This is a genomic window from Sphingopyxis sp. 113P3, from assembly GCF_001278035.1.
In the GTDB taxonomy this organism is placed as follows: Bacteria; Pseudomonadota; Alphaproteobacteria; order Sphingomonadales; family Sphingomonadaceae; genus Sphingopyxis.
This window is the reverse complement of record NZ_CP009452.1, coordinates 498,020-514,983: the sequence shown is the minus strand read 5'-3', so window position 1 is coordinate 514,983 and position 16,964 is coordinate 498,020. Positions and strand designations below refer to the sequence as shown.

The 16,964-nt window shown below is 64.6% G+C and carries 15 protein-coding genes; 11 read left to right on the top strand and 4 right to left on the bottom strand.

Going from position 1 to position 16,964, the window contains the following annotated elements; all coding sequences use genetic code 11:
- Nucleotides 1-18 precede the first annotated feature (18 nt).
- Nucleotides 19-1,725: a class I adenylate-forming enzyme family protein gene (locus LH20_RS02305; RefSeq protein WP_053552838.1), complete on the bottom strand. Its 1,707-nt coding sequence runs from the start codon at nt 1,723-1,725 to the stop codon at nt 19-21.
- 133 nt (nt 1,726-1,858) lie between these two features.
- On the opposite strand from LH20_RS02305, the gene lgt reads away from it, so the two are divergent.
- The 6 genes from lgt (at nt 1,859) to LH20_RS02275 (ending at nt 7,713) form a co-directional block, all read left to right on the top strand.
- Entirely contained in the window at nt 1,859-2,677 is an 819-nt protein-coding gene (lgt, locus tag LH20_RS02300) for a prolipoprotein diacylglyceryl transferase (RefSeq protein WP_442800458.1), read from the top strand.
- A gap of 52 nt (nt 2,678-2,729) precedes the next feature.
- The gene (locus LH20_RS02295) at nt 2,730-3,740 is read left to right on the top strand and encodes a class I SAM-dependent methyltransferase (protein WP_235527085.1); all 1,011 of its coding nucleotides are present in this window, start codon (nt 2,730-2,732) and stop codon (nt 3,738-3,740) included.
- Nucleotides 3,737-4,255 (top strand): GNAT family N-acetyltransferase, encoded by a 519-nt coding sequence (locus LH20_RS02290; RefSeq protein WP_053552835.1) that lies wholly within the window; start codon nt 3,737-3,739, stop codon nt 4,253-4,255. Before LH20_RS02295 ends, LH20_RS02290 begins: the two co-directional genes overlap by 4 nt.
- Nucleotides 4,252-5,013, top strand: coding sequence for a peptidoglycan editing factor PgeF (gene pgeF, locus LH20_RS02285; protein WP_053552834.1), 762 nt, complete (start codon nt 4,252-4,254; stop codon nt 5,011-5,013). Before LH20_RS02290 ends, pgeF begins: the two co-directional genes overlap by 4 nt.
- A 23-nt stretch (nt 5,014-5,036) precedes the next feature.
- A complete protein-coding gene (locus LH20_RS02280; protein ID WP_053552833.1) occupies nt 5,037-6,320 on the top strand; it encodes an MFS transporter in 1,284 nt (427 codons plus the stop codon).
- Nucleotides 6,321-6,390: 70 nt separating this feature from the next.
- On the top strand, nt 6,391-7,713 hold the full coding sequence (locus LH20_RS02275; protein ID WP_053552832.1) for a cystathionine gamma-synthase family protein: 1,323 nt from the start codon (nt 6,391-6,393) through the stop codon (nt 7,711-7,713).
- Between the two features lie 60 nt (nt 7,714-7,773).
- Here the strand turns inward: LH20_RS02275 and LH20_RS02270 are convergent, their stop codons facing one another.
- Nucleotides 7,774-8,484, bottom strand: coding sequence for an HAD family hydrolase (locus LH20_RS02270; RefSeq protein ID WP_200905471.1), 711 nt, complete (start codon nt 8,482-8,484; stop codon nt 7,774-7,776).
- A gap of 99 nt (nt 8,485-8,583) precedes the next feature.
- Here LH20_RS02270 and LH20_RS02265 point away from each other — a divergent pair, with 99 nt between their 5' ends.
- Genes LH20_RS02265 through LH20_RS02250 form a run of 4 tightly spaced genes read left to right on the top strand, consistent with a single transcriptional unit; the run spans nt 8,584 to nt 12,108 of the window.
- Complete coding sequence (locus LH20_RS02265) at nt 8,584-9,690, top strand: ABC transporter permease (RefSeq protein ID WP_053552831.1); 1,107 nt, start codon at nt 8,584-8,586, stop codon at nt 9,688-9,690.
- The gene (locus tag LH20_RS02260) at nt 9,690-10,556 is read left to right on the top strand and encodes an ABC transporter ATP-binding protein (protein WP_053552830.1); all 867 of its coding nucleotides are present in this window, start codon (nt 9,690-9,692) and stop codon (nt 10,554-10,556) included. The genes LH20_RS02265 and LH20_RS02260 overlap by 1 nt, the downstream gene beginning before the upstream one ends.
- The gene (locus tag LH20_RS02255; protein WP_053552829.1) at nt 10,556-11,497 is read left to right on the top strand and encodes an MlaD family protein; all 942 of its coding nucleotides are present in this window, start codon (nt 10,556-10,558) and stop codon (nt 11,495-11,497) included. Before LH20_RS02260 ends, LH20_RS02255 begins: the two co-directional genes overlap by 1 nt.
- An 11-nt stretch (nt 11,498-11,508) precedes the next feature.
- Nucleotides 11,509-12,108 carry an ABC-type transport auxiliary lipoprotein family protein gene (locus LH20_RS02250; protein WP_053552828.1) on the top strand — a complete coding sequence of 200 codons (600 nt, stop codon included), beginning with the start codon at nt 11,509-11,511 and terminating at the stop codon, nt 12,106-12,108.
- 54 nt (nt 12,109-12,162) lie between these two features.
- Here LH20_RS02250 and pepN read toward each other — a convergent pair whose 3' ends face one another.
- Nucleotides 12,163-14,757 carry an aminopeptidase N gene (gene pepN / locus LH20_RS02245; RefSeq protein WP_053552827.1) on the bottom strand — a complete coding sequence of 865 codons (2,595 nt, stop codon included), beginning with the start codon at nt 14,755-14,757 and terminating at the stop codon, nt 12,163-12,165.
- 47 nt (nt 14,758-14,804) lie between these two features.
- Between pepN and LH20_RS02240 the strand changes: the two genes are divergently transcribed.
- Complete coding sequence (locus LH20_RS02240; RefSeq protein ID WP_053552826.1) at nt 14,805-15,596, top strand: epimerase; 792 nt, start codon at nt 14,805-14,807, stop codon at nt 15,594-15,596.
- 4 nt (nt 15,597-15,600) lie between these two features.
- Here LH20_RS02240 and LH20_RS02235 read toward each other — a convergent pair whose 3' ends face one another.
- On the bottom strand, nt 15,601-16,854 hold the full coding sequence (locus tag LH20_RS02235) for a DUF445 domain-containing protein (protein ID WP_053556024.1): 1,254 nt from the start codon (nt 16,852-16,854) through the stop codon (nt 15,601-15,603).
- Nucleotides 16,855-16,964: the final 110 nt, after the last annotated feature.

Genomic DNA, 16,964 nt, shown 5'->3' with positions numbered 1-16,964 from the left:
CTCCCCCGCGTTCAGCGGTTACGCGGCGTGCTCCGCTGCATATTCCTCCCGATACTGCTTGCGCAGGGCTACCTTGTCGATCTTTTCCGTGCCAAGTTTGGGCAGCGCCTCAGCGCTCAGCCAGATCTTGCTCGGCACCTTGTACGGCGCGAGCCGCTCCGCGAGGAATTCGGCCAGCATCGCAGCGTCGGCCTTGCTGCCCGGCGCCATCCACACAACGGCGCCAACGACTTCGCCAAGTCGCTCGTCGGGCAGGCCAAAAACGGCACATTCCTTCGCATCAGGGTGCTCGTAGATCGCCGCCTCGACCTCCTGGCAGCTGATATTCTCGCCGCCGCGGATAATGATGTCCTTCTTCCTGTCGACGATGAAGAGATATCCATCCTCATCGAGGTAACCAAGGTCCCCGGTCCGGAAATAGCCATTGTCGAAAAAAGCGGCCTTTGTCGCTTCCGGGTTGTTCCAATATCCTTCGAAATTGGCGATCGAGCGGATGCATACCTCGCCGACCTGGCCTTGGGGCAGCGCACGGCCGTTATCGTCGAGGATCGCCAGATCGACGAGTGGCTTCGACGCCGGACCCGTCGAGAGCGGCTTGGCGAGGTAATTTTCGTTGATGATCCCGCACCCGACCGCATTGGTTTCGGTAAGGCCGTAGCCAAGCAGTGGCTTGCCCTCGCCCATTTCGGTGGCGAGGCGCTTCACATGCTCGGGTGGCCGCGGCGCGCCGCCCCCCGCATAGCTCTTGCATGTCGAGAGATCATATTTCGCGCGATGCGGATGAACGAGGATTTCATAGCTCATCAGCGGCACGCCGACGAAGTAGTTGACCTTTTCATCCTGGATCAGCCGCATCGCTTCTTCAGCGTTCCATTTGGGCATCAGCACCAATTTTCGCCCGAGCGCAAAGCTCTGCAAGAACACGGGAATTTCGGCTGTAACATGGAATAGCGGTGTGCAGATCAGCGTTGCGGGCTGGAGGTCGGTCATCTGTCCGTCCTCGGTCAGCAGATGAACGATGCTCGCGGTCTGGGCGATATAGTTGAACGTTCCCTGCACAACCGCCTGATGGCGTGAATAGGCTCCCTTCGACTGGCCCGTCGAGCCCGAGGTGAAGAGGATGGTCGCCAGATCATCGGGACCAAGCTGCGGCAGCGCGGTCGCGTCGCTGCCGCCTGCCGCGGTGATCGGCGCGATCGCCTCCTCGATCGGGCGCGTGATGTCGAGGGTGACAACCTTGGCGCTGTGCTGGGCGCAGGCGAGCCGTTCGGCGCGCTGCGGATCGGCGATGACGAGCCTTGTCCCGCTGTCCTCAATCCCAGCGGCGAGCTCCGCGCCCTGCCACCAGCCGTTGAGCAAGGTCGCACAGCCTCCGGCCATCAGCGCACCCAGATAGGCAACGCACCAAGCATTGGCATTGCGCATCGCGATGCCAATGCGGTCGCCGCGCTTCACCCCATAGCCTTCGACCAGCCCCGCCGCGACCTTGCGGGCCGCGGCATGGAATTCGGCAAAACTCAGGCGCTCATTGCCCTCTACCAGAAAGGTCGCATCGCCATGCTGCGCACAAAAATAGGCGGCATAATCGACGATATTGGACGGTGCATTGGTGATGAAAGGCAGTTCGCGGCCGCCCCGCTCGATCGTCCCGACCTGGATTGGCCCCCCAGGACCGGTGATCAGCTTGTACGCGGCGTCCAGGCGCAAATCGAGCGCGGATGGCATCGGATATCTCTCCTCTTGGTCTCGCAGCGCTTACCCCCTATGGGGTAGGCCTCTCCTGGGGAAGGGCCGAGACTATATGACAATTTCTGCGCTCCTAACGGAAGCAACGCAATATCTCAATTTTCACGACTTGATGGGCGAAAACAGCGAAATCGCCTTCAGCGTCTTCGGCCTGCCCATCCGCTGGTACGCGCTCGCCTACCTCGCCGGTGTTTTTGTCGGCTACTGGTATCTTCTGCGGCTGATTGCACAACCCGGTGCGCCGATGGCGCGCCGCCACGCTGACGACATGATCTTTTATGCCATGCTCGGCATCATCCTCGGCGGGCGGCTGGGATATGTAATGTTCTACAACCTCGCCCACTATCTCCAAGCTCCCGTCGAGATACTGAAACTATGGGACGGGGGCATGTCGCTCCATGGCGGTGTCGCGGGCGTGCTGATCGCGATCTGGTATGTAACGCGCAAGGAAAAGCTCAGCTTTCTGCGCTTTTGCGACTATATCGCCTGCGTTGTTCCCTTCGGCCTCTTCTTCGGCCGCCTTGCCAATTTCGTGAACGGCGAGCTGTGGGGGCGGCCGACCACCGTGCCTTGGGCGATCATCTTTCCCGATAGCGGGACGATCGATCCGCGCCACCCGAGCCAGCTCTACGAGGCGGGCCTTGAAGGCATCATGATGTTCGCGGTCCTTGCCTACTTATTCTGGTGCACGAAGGCGCGTTACAAACCCGGTTTCCTGTTCGGCATGGCGGCGATCATTTACGGCGTCTGCCGCTTCGGTCTCGAATTCGTCCGCGAACCCGACGTCCAGCTCGGCACGCTGCCGTGGGGACTGACGATGGGGCAGACCTTGACGGTGCCGATGCTCGTTGCGGGCGTCTGGCTGGTCGCAACCGCAAAGGGACGTCGCCAGCGCGTGGAGCCGATCGCGGGGACCGACAGCGTTGCCTGACGGCCCACCAACGCCTGCTCATCTCATGCTTCAGATCGCCAGTACGCGCGCAATGACGGTCGCTGACTATATGGCGGCAGCCAACGCGCATTATTACGCGACGCGCGATCCGCTCGGCGCCGCGGGGGACTTCACCACGGCGCCGGAGATCAGCCAGATGTTCGGCGAGATGGTGGGGATCTGGATCGCGGACCTGTGGCTGCGCGCGGGCCGGCCGGCGTTTTGCTACGTCGAGCTTGGTCCCGGCCGCGGGACGCTCGCCAGCGATGCGTTACGCGCGATGGCGCGCTTCGGCGCCGTGCCGCAGGGCGTCCATCTGGTCGAGACGAGCCCGGCGCTGCGCGCAGCGCAGGCCGCACGGCTGCCTGCGGCCGTGCATCATGGCGACATCACCAGCCCACCAGACGATGTCGCCTCGATCATCGTTGCCAACGAATTCTTCGACGCGCTGCCGATCCACCAGTTCGTGCGCACCGGCGAGGGCTGGCGCGAGCGCGTGGTCGTGCGCGATCACGGCGCGCTCATGCCCAGAGCGGGCAGCGTCCCGGCCGACGAAGCAGTACCCGAGGCGCTCCGCCATCTTGGCGAAGACACGATCGTCGAGACTGCGCCCGCTGCGGCCGCGATCATGCAGAGCTGCGCCTTTCGCCTCGCACGCCGTGGCGGCGCGATGCTGGTCATCGACTATGGTTATAGTGGCCCTGCCGCGGGCGACACGCTGCAGGCGGTCAAGAATCACCGCTTCGCGAACCCCTTCGCGCAGCCGGGCGAGGTCGACCTGACGGCGCATGTGGATTTCTCGGCGCTTGCCTTTGCGGCGCTCGGGGGGGGAGCGCTGGTGGCCGGGCCAGTGAGTCAGGGCGAATGGCTCAGGCGGCTCGGCATCGACGCACGGATGAAGGCGCTCGCTGCGGCTGCGCCGGACCGCGCCGATGAACTCGCCGGTCAGCGCGACCGGCTGGTTGAGCCTGATGCGATGGGCGAACTCTTTCGCGCAATGGCGATCCATGCACCCACCTGGCCGGTGCCCGAGGGTTTTGCGCACCCGGGAGGACCTTCATGATTGCTATCGTTCGCGCTGAGGCCAGCGATGCCGACGCTCTTTCCACCTTTGCCGAGAGCTCGTTCCGACACACCTTCGGCCACATCTATGCCCCCGACGACCTCGCCACATTCCTCGCGGACTGGAACCCGCCCAACCGCATCCGCGCACAGCTTGCCGATCCCGACTGGGCGATCGCGCTGGCGCGCGGCAAGGACGGCGCCATTACCGGTTTCATCAAGCTCGGGCCGATCGATTTCGATCTGCCCGAACACCAACCGGCGGCGGGCGCGATCGAACTTCATCAGCTCTACGTCAGCGAGGATGCGAAAGGCACCGGGCTCGCCCCCGCGCTGATCGAATGGGGCATCGCCTGGGCGCGCGAGCGCGCGGCTGTTCTCTACCTTTCGGTTTTCTCGGAAAACGCCCGCGCGCAGGCTTTCTACCGCCGCTACGGTTTCGTCGATGTCGGCCGCAATGCCTTTCGCGTGGGCAATCATGTCGACGAAGATCGAATCTGGAAACTCGATCTGTGACGGTCCCTTTTACCACCGCTGCCGCGCTCGGCGGGCTGCCTCACGGTTTTTTCGGGCGGCAGGGCGGCGTGTCCACGGGCGATCTTGCGTCGCTCAACTGCGGCATCGGTTCGGGCGACGACCCCGCGCTGATTGCCGAAAACCGCCGTCGGGCCGCCACGGCTATCCTGCCCGGCGCAGCGCTTGCGGGGGTGTATCAGGTGCACGGCCGGCGCTGCATTATCGTCGATGAGACCACCGATCTTGCCGCGCGGCCCAAGGCTGACGCACTTGCGACCCGCACGCCCGGAATCCTGCTCGCCATTCTCACCGCTGACTGCGTTCCGATACTCTTCGCCGACCGGGAAGCCGGGGTGGTCGGTGCCGCCCATGCCGGGTGGAAGGGCGCCATCGCCGGCGTCGCCGAGGCGACGCTCGAGGCGATGGAGGAACTTGGCGCCCGCCGCGCACGCATCACCGCCGCCATCGGGCCCTGCATCGGCCGCGCCTCTTACGAGGTCGACGCAGACTTCGTGAGCCGCTTCCTTGCGGACGATCCGGCGAACGAACGATTCTTCGCCGCCGGCCGGCCTGGCCACGCGATGTTTGACATCGCAGCCTATGTCGCGGCGCGTCTCGCCGCAGCGCATGTCCCCACGGTCGCAATTGGCGGGCAGGATACGTGCGCACAGGAAGCCGATTATTTCAGCTACCGCCGCGCGTGCCTGCGCGGTGAAAAGGGCTACGGCCGGCAATTATCCGTGATCGGCATCCGCTGACCGCAACGAAGAGGGGGAGCGCAATGAAGGCCCTTGCGATACCGCGCAAACGGCTCGTCTCGATCATTGGCGGCTCGGCGGGCAATCTCGTCGAATGGTACGACTGGTTCGCCTATGCCGCATTCGCCATCTATTTCGCGCCCGTCTTCTTCCCCAAGGCCGATCCGACCGCGCAATTGCTCAGTACCGCCACGATCTTTGCCGTCGGTTTCGTCATGCGGCCGATCGGCGCGTGGGTGATGGGACGCTTTGCGGACGCGCGCGGGCGCAAGGCAGGCCTGACGCTGTCGGTGGCCCTGATGTTCGGCGGCTCGCTGTTGATTGCACTTGCGCCCACCTATGCCGAGGCGGGGCTCGCAGGACCCGCGGTTCTGGTCACCGCGCGCATCCTGCAGGGCCTGTCGCTAGGCGGCGAATATGGGGCGAGCGCGACTTATCTTTCCGAAATGGCGCCGCGCGAACACCGCGGCTTCTGGGCCAGCTTCCAGTATCTGACGCTGATCGGGGGCCAGCTCTCGGCGATCTTCGTTGCCATCATTCTCCAAGCCTTTCTGACGGAGGCCCAGTTGACCGCCTGGGGGTGGCGCATCCCCTTCGTGATCGGCGCGCTGCTGGCGCTCGGCGTTTATGTCCTGCGCCGAAATCTCGCCGAGACGCCGTCCTTCGAGAACCAGGCGGCCGACCGTCCTGCCTCGACCGCACGGCGGCTTTGGCGCGAACACCGCCGCGAAGCCATTCTTGTGGGCCTCTTGTCTGCCGGCGGCGGGATCGGTGCCTATACCTACATCACCTATATGCAGAAATTCCTGTTCAACAGCGTCGGCTTCGACAAGGAAACCGCGACCTGGATCATAGCAGCGGCGCTGCTCTGGTTCGCCGCGATGCAGCCTGTCTTCGGCGCACTCGCCGACCGTTTCGGGCGGCGGCCGATGCTGCTGCTTTTCGGCATCGGGGGGGCGGTCGTTGCCGTGCCGACCTTCTTCACACTCGAGCGCATCACCTCGCCAATCGCGGCGACGCTGGTCATCCTTGTCCCCCTCACCTTGCAGAGCGGCTACACGGCAAATAATGCGCTGGTGAAGGCCGAGCTTTTTCCCGCCCACATCCGCGGGCTTGGCGTCGCACTGCCCTACGCGATCGGCAACGCGATCTTCGGCGGCACGGTCGAAATGGTCGCGCTCTGGCTCAAGGGTCAGGGCGTTGAATGGCTCTTCTATTTCTACGTCGCGCTGATCATCGGGCTCGCCGGCGTCGCGACCCTGCTGCTCCCTGAAACCCGCGAACGCAGCCTTATCGTCGAGGACTGAGTTAAGGCAGGGTGACCGGCGCTCAAAAGCGCGCTAGTTGCAGGTGAAACCAATTCATCGGAGTCCGACCATGCCCGCCATCGACAATAATGACCTTACCGGCACCACGCGCCGCAAGCCCAAGGCCGACGTCACCGAAATCGGCGGCCACGCCCTGTCGCCCTCGACGCTGATGATGGGCTATGGTTACGACCCGATGCTGTCCGAAGGCTCGCTGAAGCCGCCGATCTTCCTGACTTCGACCTTTGCCTTCGAAAGCGCCGCGGCGGGCAAGCGCCACTTCGAGGGTATCACCGGCAAACGCCCCGGGGGAGCCGAAGGCCTGGTCTATTCGCGCTTCAACGGCCCGAACCAGGAGATACTCGAGGCACGGCTTGGCGTCTGGGAAAGGGCCGAGGACGCGCTCGTCTTTTCCTCGGGCATGTCGGCGATCGCGACATTGCTGCTTGCCCACGTCAACATGAATGATGTCATCGTTCATTCAGGCCCCCTCTATGCGGCAACCGAGACGCTGATCGCGCGGATATTGTCGCGCTTTGGCGCCACCTATGTCGATTTTCCCGCCGAAGCTTCGCGCGAGGAAATGAACGCGATCCTAGCCGAGGCGCAGGCCATGGCGGCCAAGCAGGGCGGCAAGGTCGCGATGGTCTACCTTGAAAGCCCCGCCAACCCCACCAACGCGCTCGTCGACGTCGAGGCGATGCGAGCGGCGGTCGACGCCGCCTTTGCCGAGGACGCGCGTCCCCCCATCGCGATCGACAACACCTTTCTCGGGCCGCTCTGGTCGAAGCCGCTTGCGCATGGGGCCGACATCGTCCTTTACAGTCTCACCAAATATGCCGGCGGCCACAGCGATCTCGTCGCGGGCGGCGTGCTCGGAGCAAAGCAATGGCTCGGCCCCATCCGGATGATGCGCAACACGATCGGCACGATCTGCGATCCCAACACGGCCTGGATGCTGCTGCGCAGCCTTGAGACCGTCGAATTGCGGATGACCCGGGCAGGCGAGAATGCCGAAAAGGTCTGCGCCTTCCTGAAGGACCATCCAAAGGTCGAGGGGCTGGGTTATCTCGGCTTTCTCGATGCCGGATCCCAGAAGGACATTTTCGACCGTCACTGCACGGGCGCGGGATCGACCTTCTCGCTCTTCATCAAGGGCGGCGAGGCGGAGAGCTTCCGCTTTCTTGACGCCCTCAAGATCGCCAAGCTCGCAGTCAGCCTCGGGGGCACCGAGACGCTCGCCAGCCACCCCGCGGCCATGACGCACTTGTCGGTTCCCGACGAACGAAAGGCGGCGCTCGGCATCACCGATAATCTGGTGCGCGTGTCGATCGGCATCGAGAATGCGGACGATCTGATTGCCGATTTCGATCAGGCGCTCGCGGCGGTCTGACGCGCGGAGGCTCTTCTGGCCGTCACCTCGGGATTTCCCACAGGTGACGCTAGCCAAGCGCTATTTGGGCCGTCTCCAATCCACCACCTGCCAGCCCATTTTCGGCGCCAGACGGCGTAGCTTGCGAGACGGTGTCGTCGCAACCGCTTCGTCTGCAAAGCGGAGCATGGGCTGGTCGGAAACATGGTCCGAATAGGCGCGAATATGAGCGTCTTCGCGCGTGATCGCATTGTCGGCAAGCCAGCCGGTGATGCGCGCGAACTTCGCCTCGCCATAACAATTGTCGCCGCTCAGTCGCGCGTGAATATGGTCCTCGCCATCGGCTTCGTCGAGCCGCGTCGCAAGCACATCATCCATGCCCAGCCGCCGCGCGATCGCGTCCACATAGAGGTGAAAGGAGGCGGTCGCGAGGAGCAGCCGGTACCCGGCTGCACGATCGGCCGCGATTTGCTCAAGCGCCGCCGGATGCAGGCCGCGCGCCACGACCTTGTCGGCATAGCTCTCGGCCAGCGGGGCGATTTCGGCGCGGCTGAAGCGTTTGCCGACCAAGAGGCGAAGGTTGATTGCCTTGAGCTGCGCCCGGTCGATCAGCCGCAATGAGTAGGCAATCCCCGCAAGACCCACGAGGGGCAGCAGCATCAGCCGCCACGGTTGCCGGCGCCGCGCGACGTGCATCAAAAAGCCGCTATAGGTACCCGCACGCGTGATCGTGCGGTCCATGTCGTACATGGCGACGCGGTGGGCGACCGGAGGGACGGCGGGCACTTCCATATCGGCGCCATAGCCTTCCAGCACCTGCCGGCCAAGTCCGGCACGGATGTCACGGATTAGCTTGCCGTTATTGGGCAAATCATCCAAGGTCCAAGCGCAATGGCGGCCAGCGCGGATTTCGAAACGGACGAAGGAGCCGACGGCGTCGATGTGCGCTTCACGGGGCGCCTGACCCTCGCGCGCCTCGGCGACCTGCCGGCTCGGCTCGACGCGCTCGGCCCGATCGCGGCACTCGATCTTTCAGATGTCGAGCGGATCGACACGGTCGGCGCCTGGATCGTAACCCGCACCGCCCGCGCGCATGATGCCAAAGTCACCGGTGCCAGCGAGGACGCGCAGCGGCTGTTGAAGGCCCTGGCCGAAGACAAGAGCGATTATCGCGTCCACCCCGACCGCCGCCCCATGTGGACACGCATGCTTGAGCAGCTTGGTTCGGCGAGCCTCGGCGTGTGGAACGAATTTATCGGCATTGTCGGCTTCTTCGGCGCGATGATCGTCGCCTTCATCACTCAGCTGCGCGCACGTCGGCGAATCCGCTGGCACGCGATCGTGACGCGGTTCCAGAGCGTTGGGGTCGATGCGCTCCCGATCATCGGTCTGATGAGCTTCCTCATCGGTATTGTCATCGCCCAGCAGGGGGCCGTCCAGCTGCGCCAGTTCGGGTTGGAAGTGTTCACAATCAACCTCGTCGGTCGCGCCTCGATCCGCGAGCTTGGTCTGCTGATGACCGCGATCATGGTCGCGGGCCGGTCAGGATCGGCCTTCGCCGCGCAGATCGGCACGATGAAATTGACCGAAGAGGTCGACGCGATGCGAACGATCGGTGTTTCGCCAATGGAGGCGATCGTGCTCCCACGCGTCGCCGCCTCGACGATCATCATGCCGCTCCTCGGCTTCTACGCCAGCCTGTGCGCGATCATAGGCGGCGGGGTCTTTTCGTGGGTCGGGCTCGACATCCCGCCGATCACCTATATCCAGCGGCTGCGCGAGATCATCCCGATGACCGATTTCTGGGCGATGCTGATCAAGGCCCCGGTGTTTGGCATCCTCGTCGGGGTCACCGGCTGCTATTCGGGGATGCAGGTGCGCCAGAATGCCGAGGAAGTCGGCCGCCGCACCACCTCTGCGGTGGTCGCTGCGATCTTCCTCGTCATCGTCCTCGATGCCTTCTTCGCTGTCTTCTTCTCCTCGATCGGGTGGAACTGATGACCGAGGAAGAGGAGCAGGACGAAATCCGGCAGGAGCTTGCGTCGGCTGACGCGGTGCGGCCCGAGAAATTCGACGTCGCGATCCGCGTACGCGGTCTCGTCAACCAGTTTGGCGACGCGGTAATCCACGACCATCTCGACCTCGACGTGCGCTCGGGGGAGATATTGGGCGTCGTCGGGGGTTCCGGGACCGGCAAGTCGGTGCTGATGCGTTCGATCGTCGGGCTGCAAACCCCCGCCGCTGGCGAAATCGAGGTTTATGGCAAGTCGCTCGACACCATCGCCGATGAAGAGGAATCGCGTGACCTTCGCCGTCGCTGGGGTGTGATGTTTCAGGGCGGCGCGCTCTTCTCGACGCTGAGCGTCGCTGAAAATATCCAGGTCCCGCTCCGCGAATATTATCCAAGGCTCGACCAGGCCCTGCTCGACGAGATCGCCGCCTACAAGGTCGCGATGGTCGGCCTGCCGCCCGATGCCGGACCCAAGTTCCCGGCCGAACTCTCGGGCGGCATGGTCAAGCGTGCCGGGCTGGCCCGCGCGCTGGCCCTCGACCCTGCGCTCCTGTTCCTTGATGAACCCACCGCCGGGCTCGACCCAATCGGCGCTGCCAAGTTTGACGAGCTGATCCGCGAGCTCGCCGACACGATGGGCCTCACGGTCTTTCTCATTACCCACGATCTCGATTCGCTTTATGCGACCTGCGACCGCGTCGCCGTGCTCGCCGAGAAAAAGGTGATCGCGGTGGGCACCATCCCGGAACTGCTTGCCACTGAGCATCCCTGGATACAGGATTATTTCAACGGGCCGCGCGGCCGCGCCGCGACAACCGCGCATGGTCGCGCTGCGCACGACAGGAAAAGCTGATGGAAACTCGCTCGAACAATGTGCTGGTGGGCGCCTTCGTGCTCTTCTTCACCCTCGCGATTGCGATCTTCGTCGTCTGGATGGCAAATGACAGCGGCGGCGCCAAGCGCGAGTATGACATATTCTTCAAGCAGTCGGTCGACGGGCTGAACAAGGGATCGCAGGTCCAGTTCTCGGGCGTGCCAGTGGGCCAGGTGCGCCAGATCGAACTGTGGCGGGACGATCCGCAATTCGTGCGCGTGCGCATCGAGGTCGACGAAACCGTCCCCATCCTTCAAGGGACCACCGCCGCGCTCGAGGGTGTCGGTTTCACCGGCGTTTCCCAGATTTCGCTCGACGGCGCGGTGAAGGGCGCCCCGCCCATCACGGACAAGGGACCCGCCGGCAAGCCCGTGATACCGAACCGGGTCGGCGGCCTCGGCGAGATCCTCAACACCGCGCCGCAGCTCCTTCAGCGCCTGTCTACCCTGACCGAGCGGCTCGCCGAACTCGCGGACGACAAGAATCAGGAGAGCTTTTCCGCCATCCTGAAAAATGTCGAGCAATCCACGGCGATCCTCGCCCGCAACGGACCGGCGCTCGAAGCAGCGCTTGCCGACACGCGCATCGCGATCCAGCAGACGGGCAATGCAGCCGAGCAGATCGGGAACCTCGCCGCCTCGGCGCAGGGGACGATCGACCGTAACGTCGATCCCGCGATGCAGAATCTGCGCAACACGCTCGCGTCCGCGAATGAATCCATGAAGACGCTCGAAAGCGCGATCGCGGACGCCCGCCCCGGCCTCAAGACCTTCAGCGAAACGACAATCCCCGAAGCCAACGCGCTGATCCGCGACCTTCGCCGTACCTCCACCTCGCTATCCAGCTTGACCGACAAGCTCGACCAGCAGGGCGCTGGGGCGGTAATCGGCGGCAGCAAGCTCCCCGATTACAAGCCATGAGGTATCCAGCCATGCTCCGCAGCCTACGCCTCCCCGTGCTCGCCGCTCTCGCGACGGCGACGCTGTCCGCCTGCGTCAGCTTCGGCGCCAAGCCACCGCCCTTCCTGCTGACGCTCAGCCCCGATGTCTCGCCCTCGGCGGGCGAGGCTCGCACCGCGAACGAGGCACAGGCGCTCACCATCCTCATCCCCACCGCGCCGCAGAAGCTGCGTACCCAGCGCATCCCCGTGCAGCAGGATGATGCCAGCATTGCCTATGTGAAGGATGCGCAATGGGTCGAGGCGCCGCAGCGCCTGTTCCAGCGCCTGCTCTCCGAAACGGTCGCGGCCCGCTCGAACCGCGTCGTCCTCGATGAAGGGCAGTATCTGACAGCTCCGGGCGAACAGCTTGCAGGTCAGTTGATGGAGTTCGGCGTCGACGAGGCGACCAACGAGGCCGTCGTTGTTTATCAGGCGATGCTGGTGAACAGCGGGGGCAAGAGCGTCACCCAGCGTCGCTTCGAAGCGCGCGAGCCGGTCGGCGGAAAGATCGAACCGAAGCGGGTAGGTGAAGCCTTGAGTGCAGCTGCGAACAGGGTCGCAGGCGAAGTCGCGGGATGGCTGGCGGGTTAGAAAGGAGGCGTGCCCTTCTTCTCCCTCCCGAAACGCTGAAACCGCGCGCGGACCTTACCCCATCAGGCTCTTCGACGCTTGTTCGGTCACATCGCGCGACAGCCCGGGCTGCGCCAGAATCCGTTCAAGCTCGGCCTTCATCAGCAGTTGTCGTCCCTCGTCAAACCGTCTCCAGCGCCCCAGCGGCGGGATCATCCGCGCGGCCGTTTGCGGGTTTCTCGGATCGAGCGCGATCACCAGATCGGCAAGCAGCCTGTAGCCCGCGCCGTCGGCCTGATGAAATGCGGCCTGATTGCCCGCAAACGCACCATAGAGCGAGCGCACGCGATTGGGATTCGTGAGCGTGAAATCGGGATGCTGCGCGAGCTCAGCGACGGTCGCAGCCGTATCGGCGCGCTGAGACCAGGCCTGGACCTGGAACCATTTGTCGAGCACCAGCGGATTGTCGCGATAGCGCTGATAGAAGATGTCCAGCGCATGCGTCCGCTCGTCGCTGTCTCCATGCGCGAGCGTGGCAAGCGCTGCCTGGCGTTCGGTCATCCCGTCGGCCTGCGAGAAGATCGCGAAGGCCAGGCCCGGCACATCCTCCTGTCCGCTTGCGGCCAGATAGGCGAGGGCCACCCCGCGTAGGCGGCGGCGCCCCTTCGCCTCGGGCGAGAGGTCTGTCGCAGCCGGCGCGGTCTTCGCAAGGATCGCGCGCCATTTCTTCTCAAGCGCCGTCCCGATCGCCCTCTGCAGCGCCAGCCGCTCGCGGCGGATTGCGTCGGGGTCGACCGTGACCATCTGGTCGCCGATGAAGGCTTCGCTGGGCAGCAGTACCGCTTCGGCGACGAAGGCAGGATCGTTGACGGCGCCTTCCAGCGTCTGCCCGACGGCGCCGATCAAAGCCTCGCGGTCGTCCGTCTCGCCCGAAACGGCGGCGACGAGCGTGTCGAGCATCAACTGCTGGAGCGCCTCGTAACGCGCGAAGGGATCATCGTCATGCGCCGCGAGCCACGCAAGCTCGCCCGGCGCGCGTTCGAGATCGATGATCACCGGTGCGGAAAAGCCCCGATTGACCGAGAGCGCGGGCCGCGCCGCGAACTGGCCGAGCGGGATGCGCTGCTCCGCTTCCGTCAGCGTCGCCAGCGTCTCGGGAAGCAACGCGCCGCTGCCATCCATCGCGAAAGCGGCAAGCCGCAGCGGCATCATCATCGGCGCCTTTGTGTCCTGCCCTGGCGTCGCCGGAATCGTCTGCGTAACGTCGAGGAACCACTCCCTGCCTTCCTGGGCCAGCGCGAGATGGAGTTTCGGCGTTCCGGCCTGCTCGTACCAGCGGCGGAACTGGCCGAGGTCGATGTCCCCGCCCTCCTCCATGGCGCGAACGAAATCTTCGCAGGTTGCCGCCTCGCCGTCGTGGCGCTCGAAATAAAGGTCGGTGCCCTTGCGGAAACGCTCGGCTCCGAGCAGCGTCGCCATCATCCGGATGACTTCGGCGCCCTTGTTGTAGACGGTTGCGGTGTAGAAGTTCGAAATCTCCTGATAGCTGTCGGGCCGGATGGGATGGGCAAGTGGTCCCGCATCTTCCGGGAATTGCGCGGCGCGGAGGAGGCGCACGTCTTCAATGCGTTTGACCGCCGGTGATCCCATCGCGGCCGAGAAACTCTGGTCGCGATAGACGGTGAAGCCCTCTTTGAGGCTCAGCTGGAACCAGTCCCGGCAGGTAACGCGGTTGCCCGACCAATTGTGAAAATATTCGTGCGCGACGACACCCTCGACACCGTCGAAATCCGCGTCGGTCGCGGTGTCGGGATCAGCAAGGATGTAGCGGGTGTTGAAGATATTGAGCCCCTTATTTTCCATTGCTCCCATGTTGAAATCGCTGACCGCCACGATGTTGAAGAGGTCGAGATCATATTCGCGCCCATAGATTTCCTCGTCCCACCGCATGCTGTGCTTGAGCGCGGCCATCGCATGATGGGTGCGCTCAAGATCGCCCGCGCGCACCCAGATGCCCAGTTCGACTTCGCGGCCCGACTTCGTCTTGAAGCTGTCGCGGTTGACGACGAGATCGCCTGCGACGAGCGCGAAGAGATAGGAGGGCTTGGGCCACGGATCTTCCCACAGCGCCCAATGGGTACCGTCCGCGCCCTCGCCTGCCGCGACCCGGTTGCCGTTGGAGAGCAGAACCGGAAAGGCGGTCTTGTCGCCCGTCATGCGCACTCGGTAGCGGCTCAGCACATCGGGCCGGTCGGGGTGGAAGGTGATGCGCCGGAACCCCTCGGCCTCGCACTGGGTGCACAGCATGCCATTCGAGGCATAAAGGCCTGAAAGCTGGGTGTTGGCAGCAGGGTCGATCACCGTGTCGACCTCGACGCTCGCCGCGCCGCGGTGGCCGAGATCGACGATCAGGTCGCTTCCGTCCATCCGCCAGTCGTTCCACACCGCGCCGTCGACACGCACCTCGGCTGCGGTGAGCCCGTCCCCGCGAAGCAGCAAAGGGGCGGGGGCGGGCGCGACACGCTCGACCGACAGCGTAGCGGTCACCCGCGTCATCGTGATGCCCAGGGCGAAATCGAGCGTGATGTCGGGGATCTGCCATTCGGGCGGACGATAGTCGCCGCGATGAATGGTGACGGGAATGGCGGGAGCAGAAGAAGCGTCGGTCATGGAAGCAGGTCTAGGCTTCGTGCCTTGGCTGCGCAATAAGGCCGCCGATGAGCGACATGCTGATTTTCGGAATGGGCTATACCGGGACCCGTCTCGCCAGACGTCTCCTGGCGCGGGGCTGGACCGTGACCGCGACAACGCGCGACGGCCGCGAGGGCACGCTTGCCTTTGACGACGCGGCGTCGGTCATCGCAGCCTTGCACAGCGCGACGCATATCCTCTCCAGCGTGCCGCCCGCTAAGGGCCCGGATCCGGTGTTGACGCGCTACGGCGACGTCATCGCGATCGCGCCTGCCGGTTGGGTCGGTTACCTCTCCTCCACCGGCGTCTATGGCGATACGGGCGGCGCATGGGTCGACGAGAGCGCTCCCATCAAGGGCCGCCGCCCGGACCGCAATGCGGCCGACGCGGCCTGGGCCGCGCTGCGCGGGAATATGCGCGTGTTTCGCTTGCCCGGTATTTATGGCCCCGGCCGCTCGGTCCTCGATCGTATCGCCGAAGGTCGCGCACACCGCATCGACCTGCCGAACCAGATATTCAGCCGCGTTCATGTCGACGATGTTGCCGCGGGCATTCTGGCTTCCTTTTCGGGGCCTCCTGGCGTTTACAATCTTGCCGATGAGGCACCCTGTTCCCAAAATCGCCTCGTCGAATGGGGCTGCGCAATGCTCGGTGCGCCATTGCCACCGCTGCTATCGCTCGATGAGGCGGGCCTTTCACCTGCCTCGCGGGCTTTCTATGCCGAAAACCGTCGCGTGGCGAACGGCAAGGCAAAACGCCTGCTGGGCTGGGTGCCGCGCTATCCGACATTTCGCGAGGGGCTGGCGCGCCTCGTCTGAGCCCTCAGATCCATATGTCGGCGGTGTGGATCAGAACCCCGACCAATCCGCCAACGAGGGTCCCGTTGATACGGATATACTGAAGGTCATCACCGACCGCATTTTCCAGCCGATCGGTAATCGTCTTCGCATCCCAACCGCGGATCGTGTCGGAGACGAGGCGCAGCGCCGTCTCGCCATAGCTGTCGACCGCCCCGACAACCGCGCGCCGCGCATAGCGGTTGAGCGTGCGCTTGATTGCCTCGTCTTCCCCTAGCATCGTGCCGAACTGGTGAACGAGTTCGCCGAGCCGTCCCGCCAGCATCGTGTCAGGGTCGCGCGCTGCGCGAAGCAGAGCGCTGCGCCCCTGTTCCCATAGCCCATCGAGCCAGCGCTTGACTGCGGCATTGTCGAGCAGCTCGTCGCGCACGCGCTCGACCTTTGCCTGGACCTCCGGGTCTTCCTGGAGGTCGAGCGCCATCTTGGCGAGCCCTTCCTCGACGCGGAGACGGATCGGGTGATCCGGTTCGGCAGCCATGTCGGTGAGCAGCTTGCCGAGCCCCGCCACGATGCGGTTCGCGATGCTCTCGTCGAGCCCGGTGAAGCGCACGATCGCGTTCGAATTGTCGTGGACCATCTGGTGGATCAGGTGCGCGTTGAGATCGAGCGTCTTTGAGCCCCATTTGACCATCGCATCGAGCAGCGGCTGGTGCCGCCCCTCGGCAAGCGCTGCCTGCAGGGCCTGGCCGAGTAGCGGTGCGATGTCGAGTTCGCGCAGGCGGTCGGCGATTGCCGATTTGACCATGCCGCCGAGCCTTTTCTGATCGAGCGCTGCCAGGGCGTCGGCAATGATGCGCGAGGCGCCGAGCTTGAGCCGCCCGCCGCCCGCCGCCGGCTGCGAGAGGAAATGGCCGACGGCGCCCGCGACATCGACCGTCTGCATTTTGCGCGCGATCAGCCGCGGCAACAGGAAATTGGTGAGCAGGAAACGCGCGAGAGTGTCGCCGATCCGGTTCTTGTTGCGGGGAACGATAGCAGTGTGGGGTATGGGCAAACCCATGGGGTGCCGAAACAGCGCGGTGACCGCGAACCAGTCAGCGAGCCCGCCGACCATTGCCGCCTCGGCAAACGCGCGGACAAAACCGACCGCAGGATGGAAATCCTGGAAATATTTCGCAGCGACGAAGACCGCGGCCATGACGAGGAGCAGTCCCGTCGCCACGACACGGATGTTGAGACCGCCCGTCGGCACGGCAACGCCCACCTCCCCGCTTCTCATGAAGAGGCGGGTGCGTGCCGCATCGGCCGGCGGAGTGAGGCGGTCCGTCATGCTCTGTCAAATGGCGCCGCGGCGCAAAGGTTGCAACCGCTGCCCCGTCCCCGGCAGCC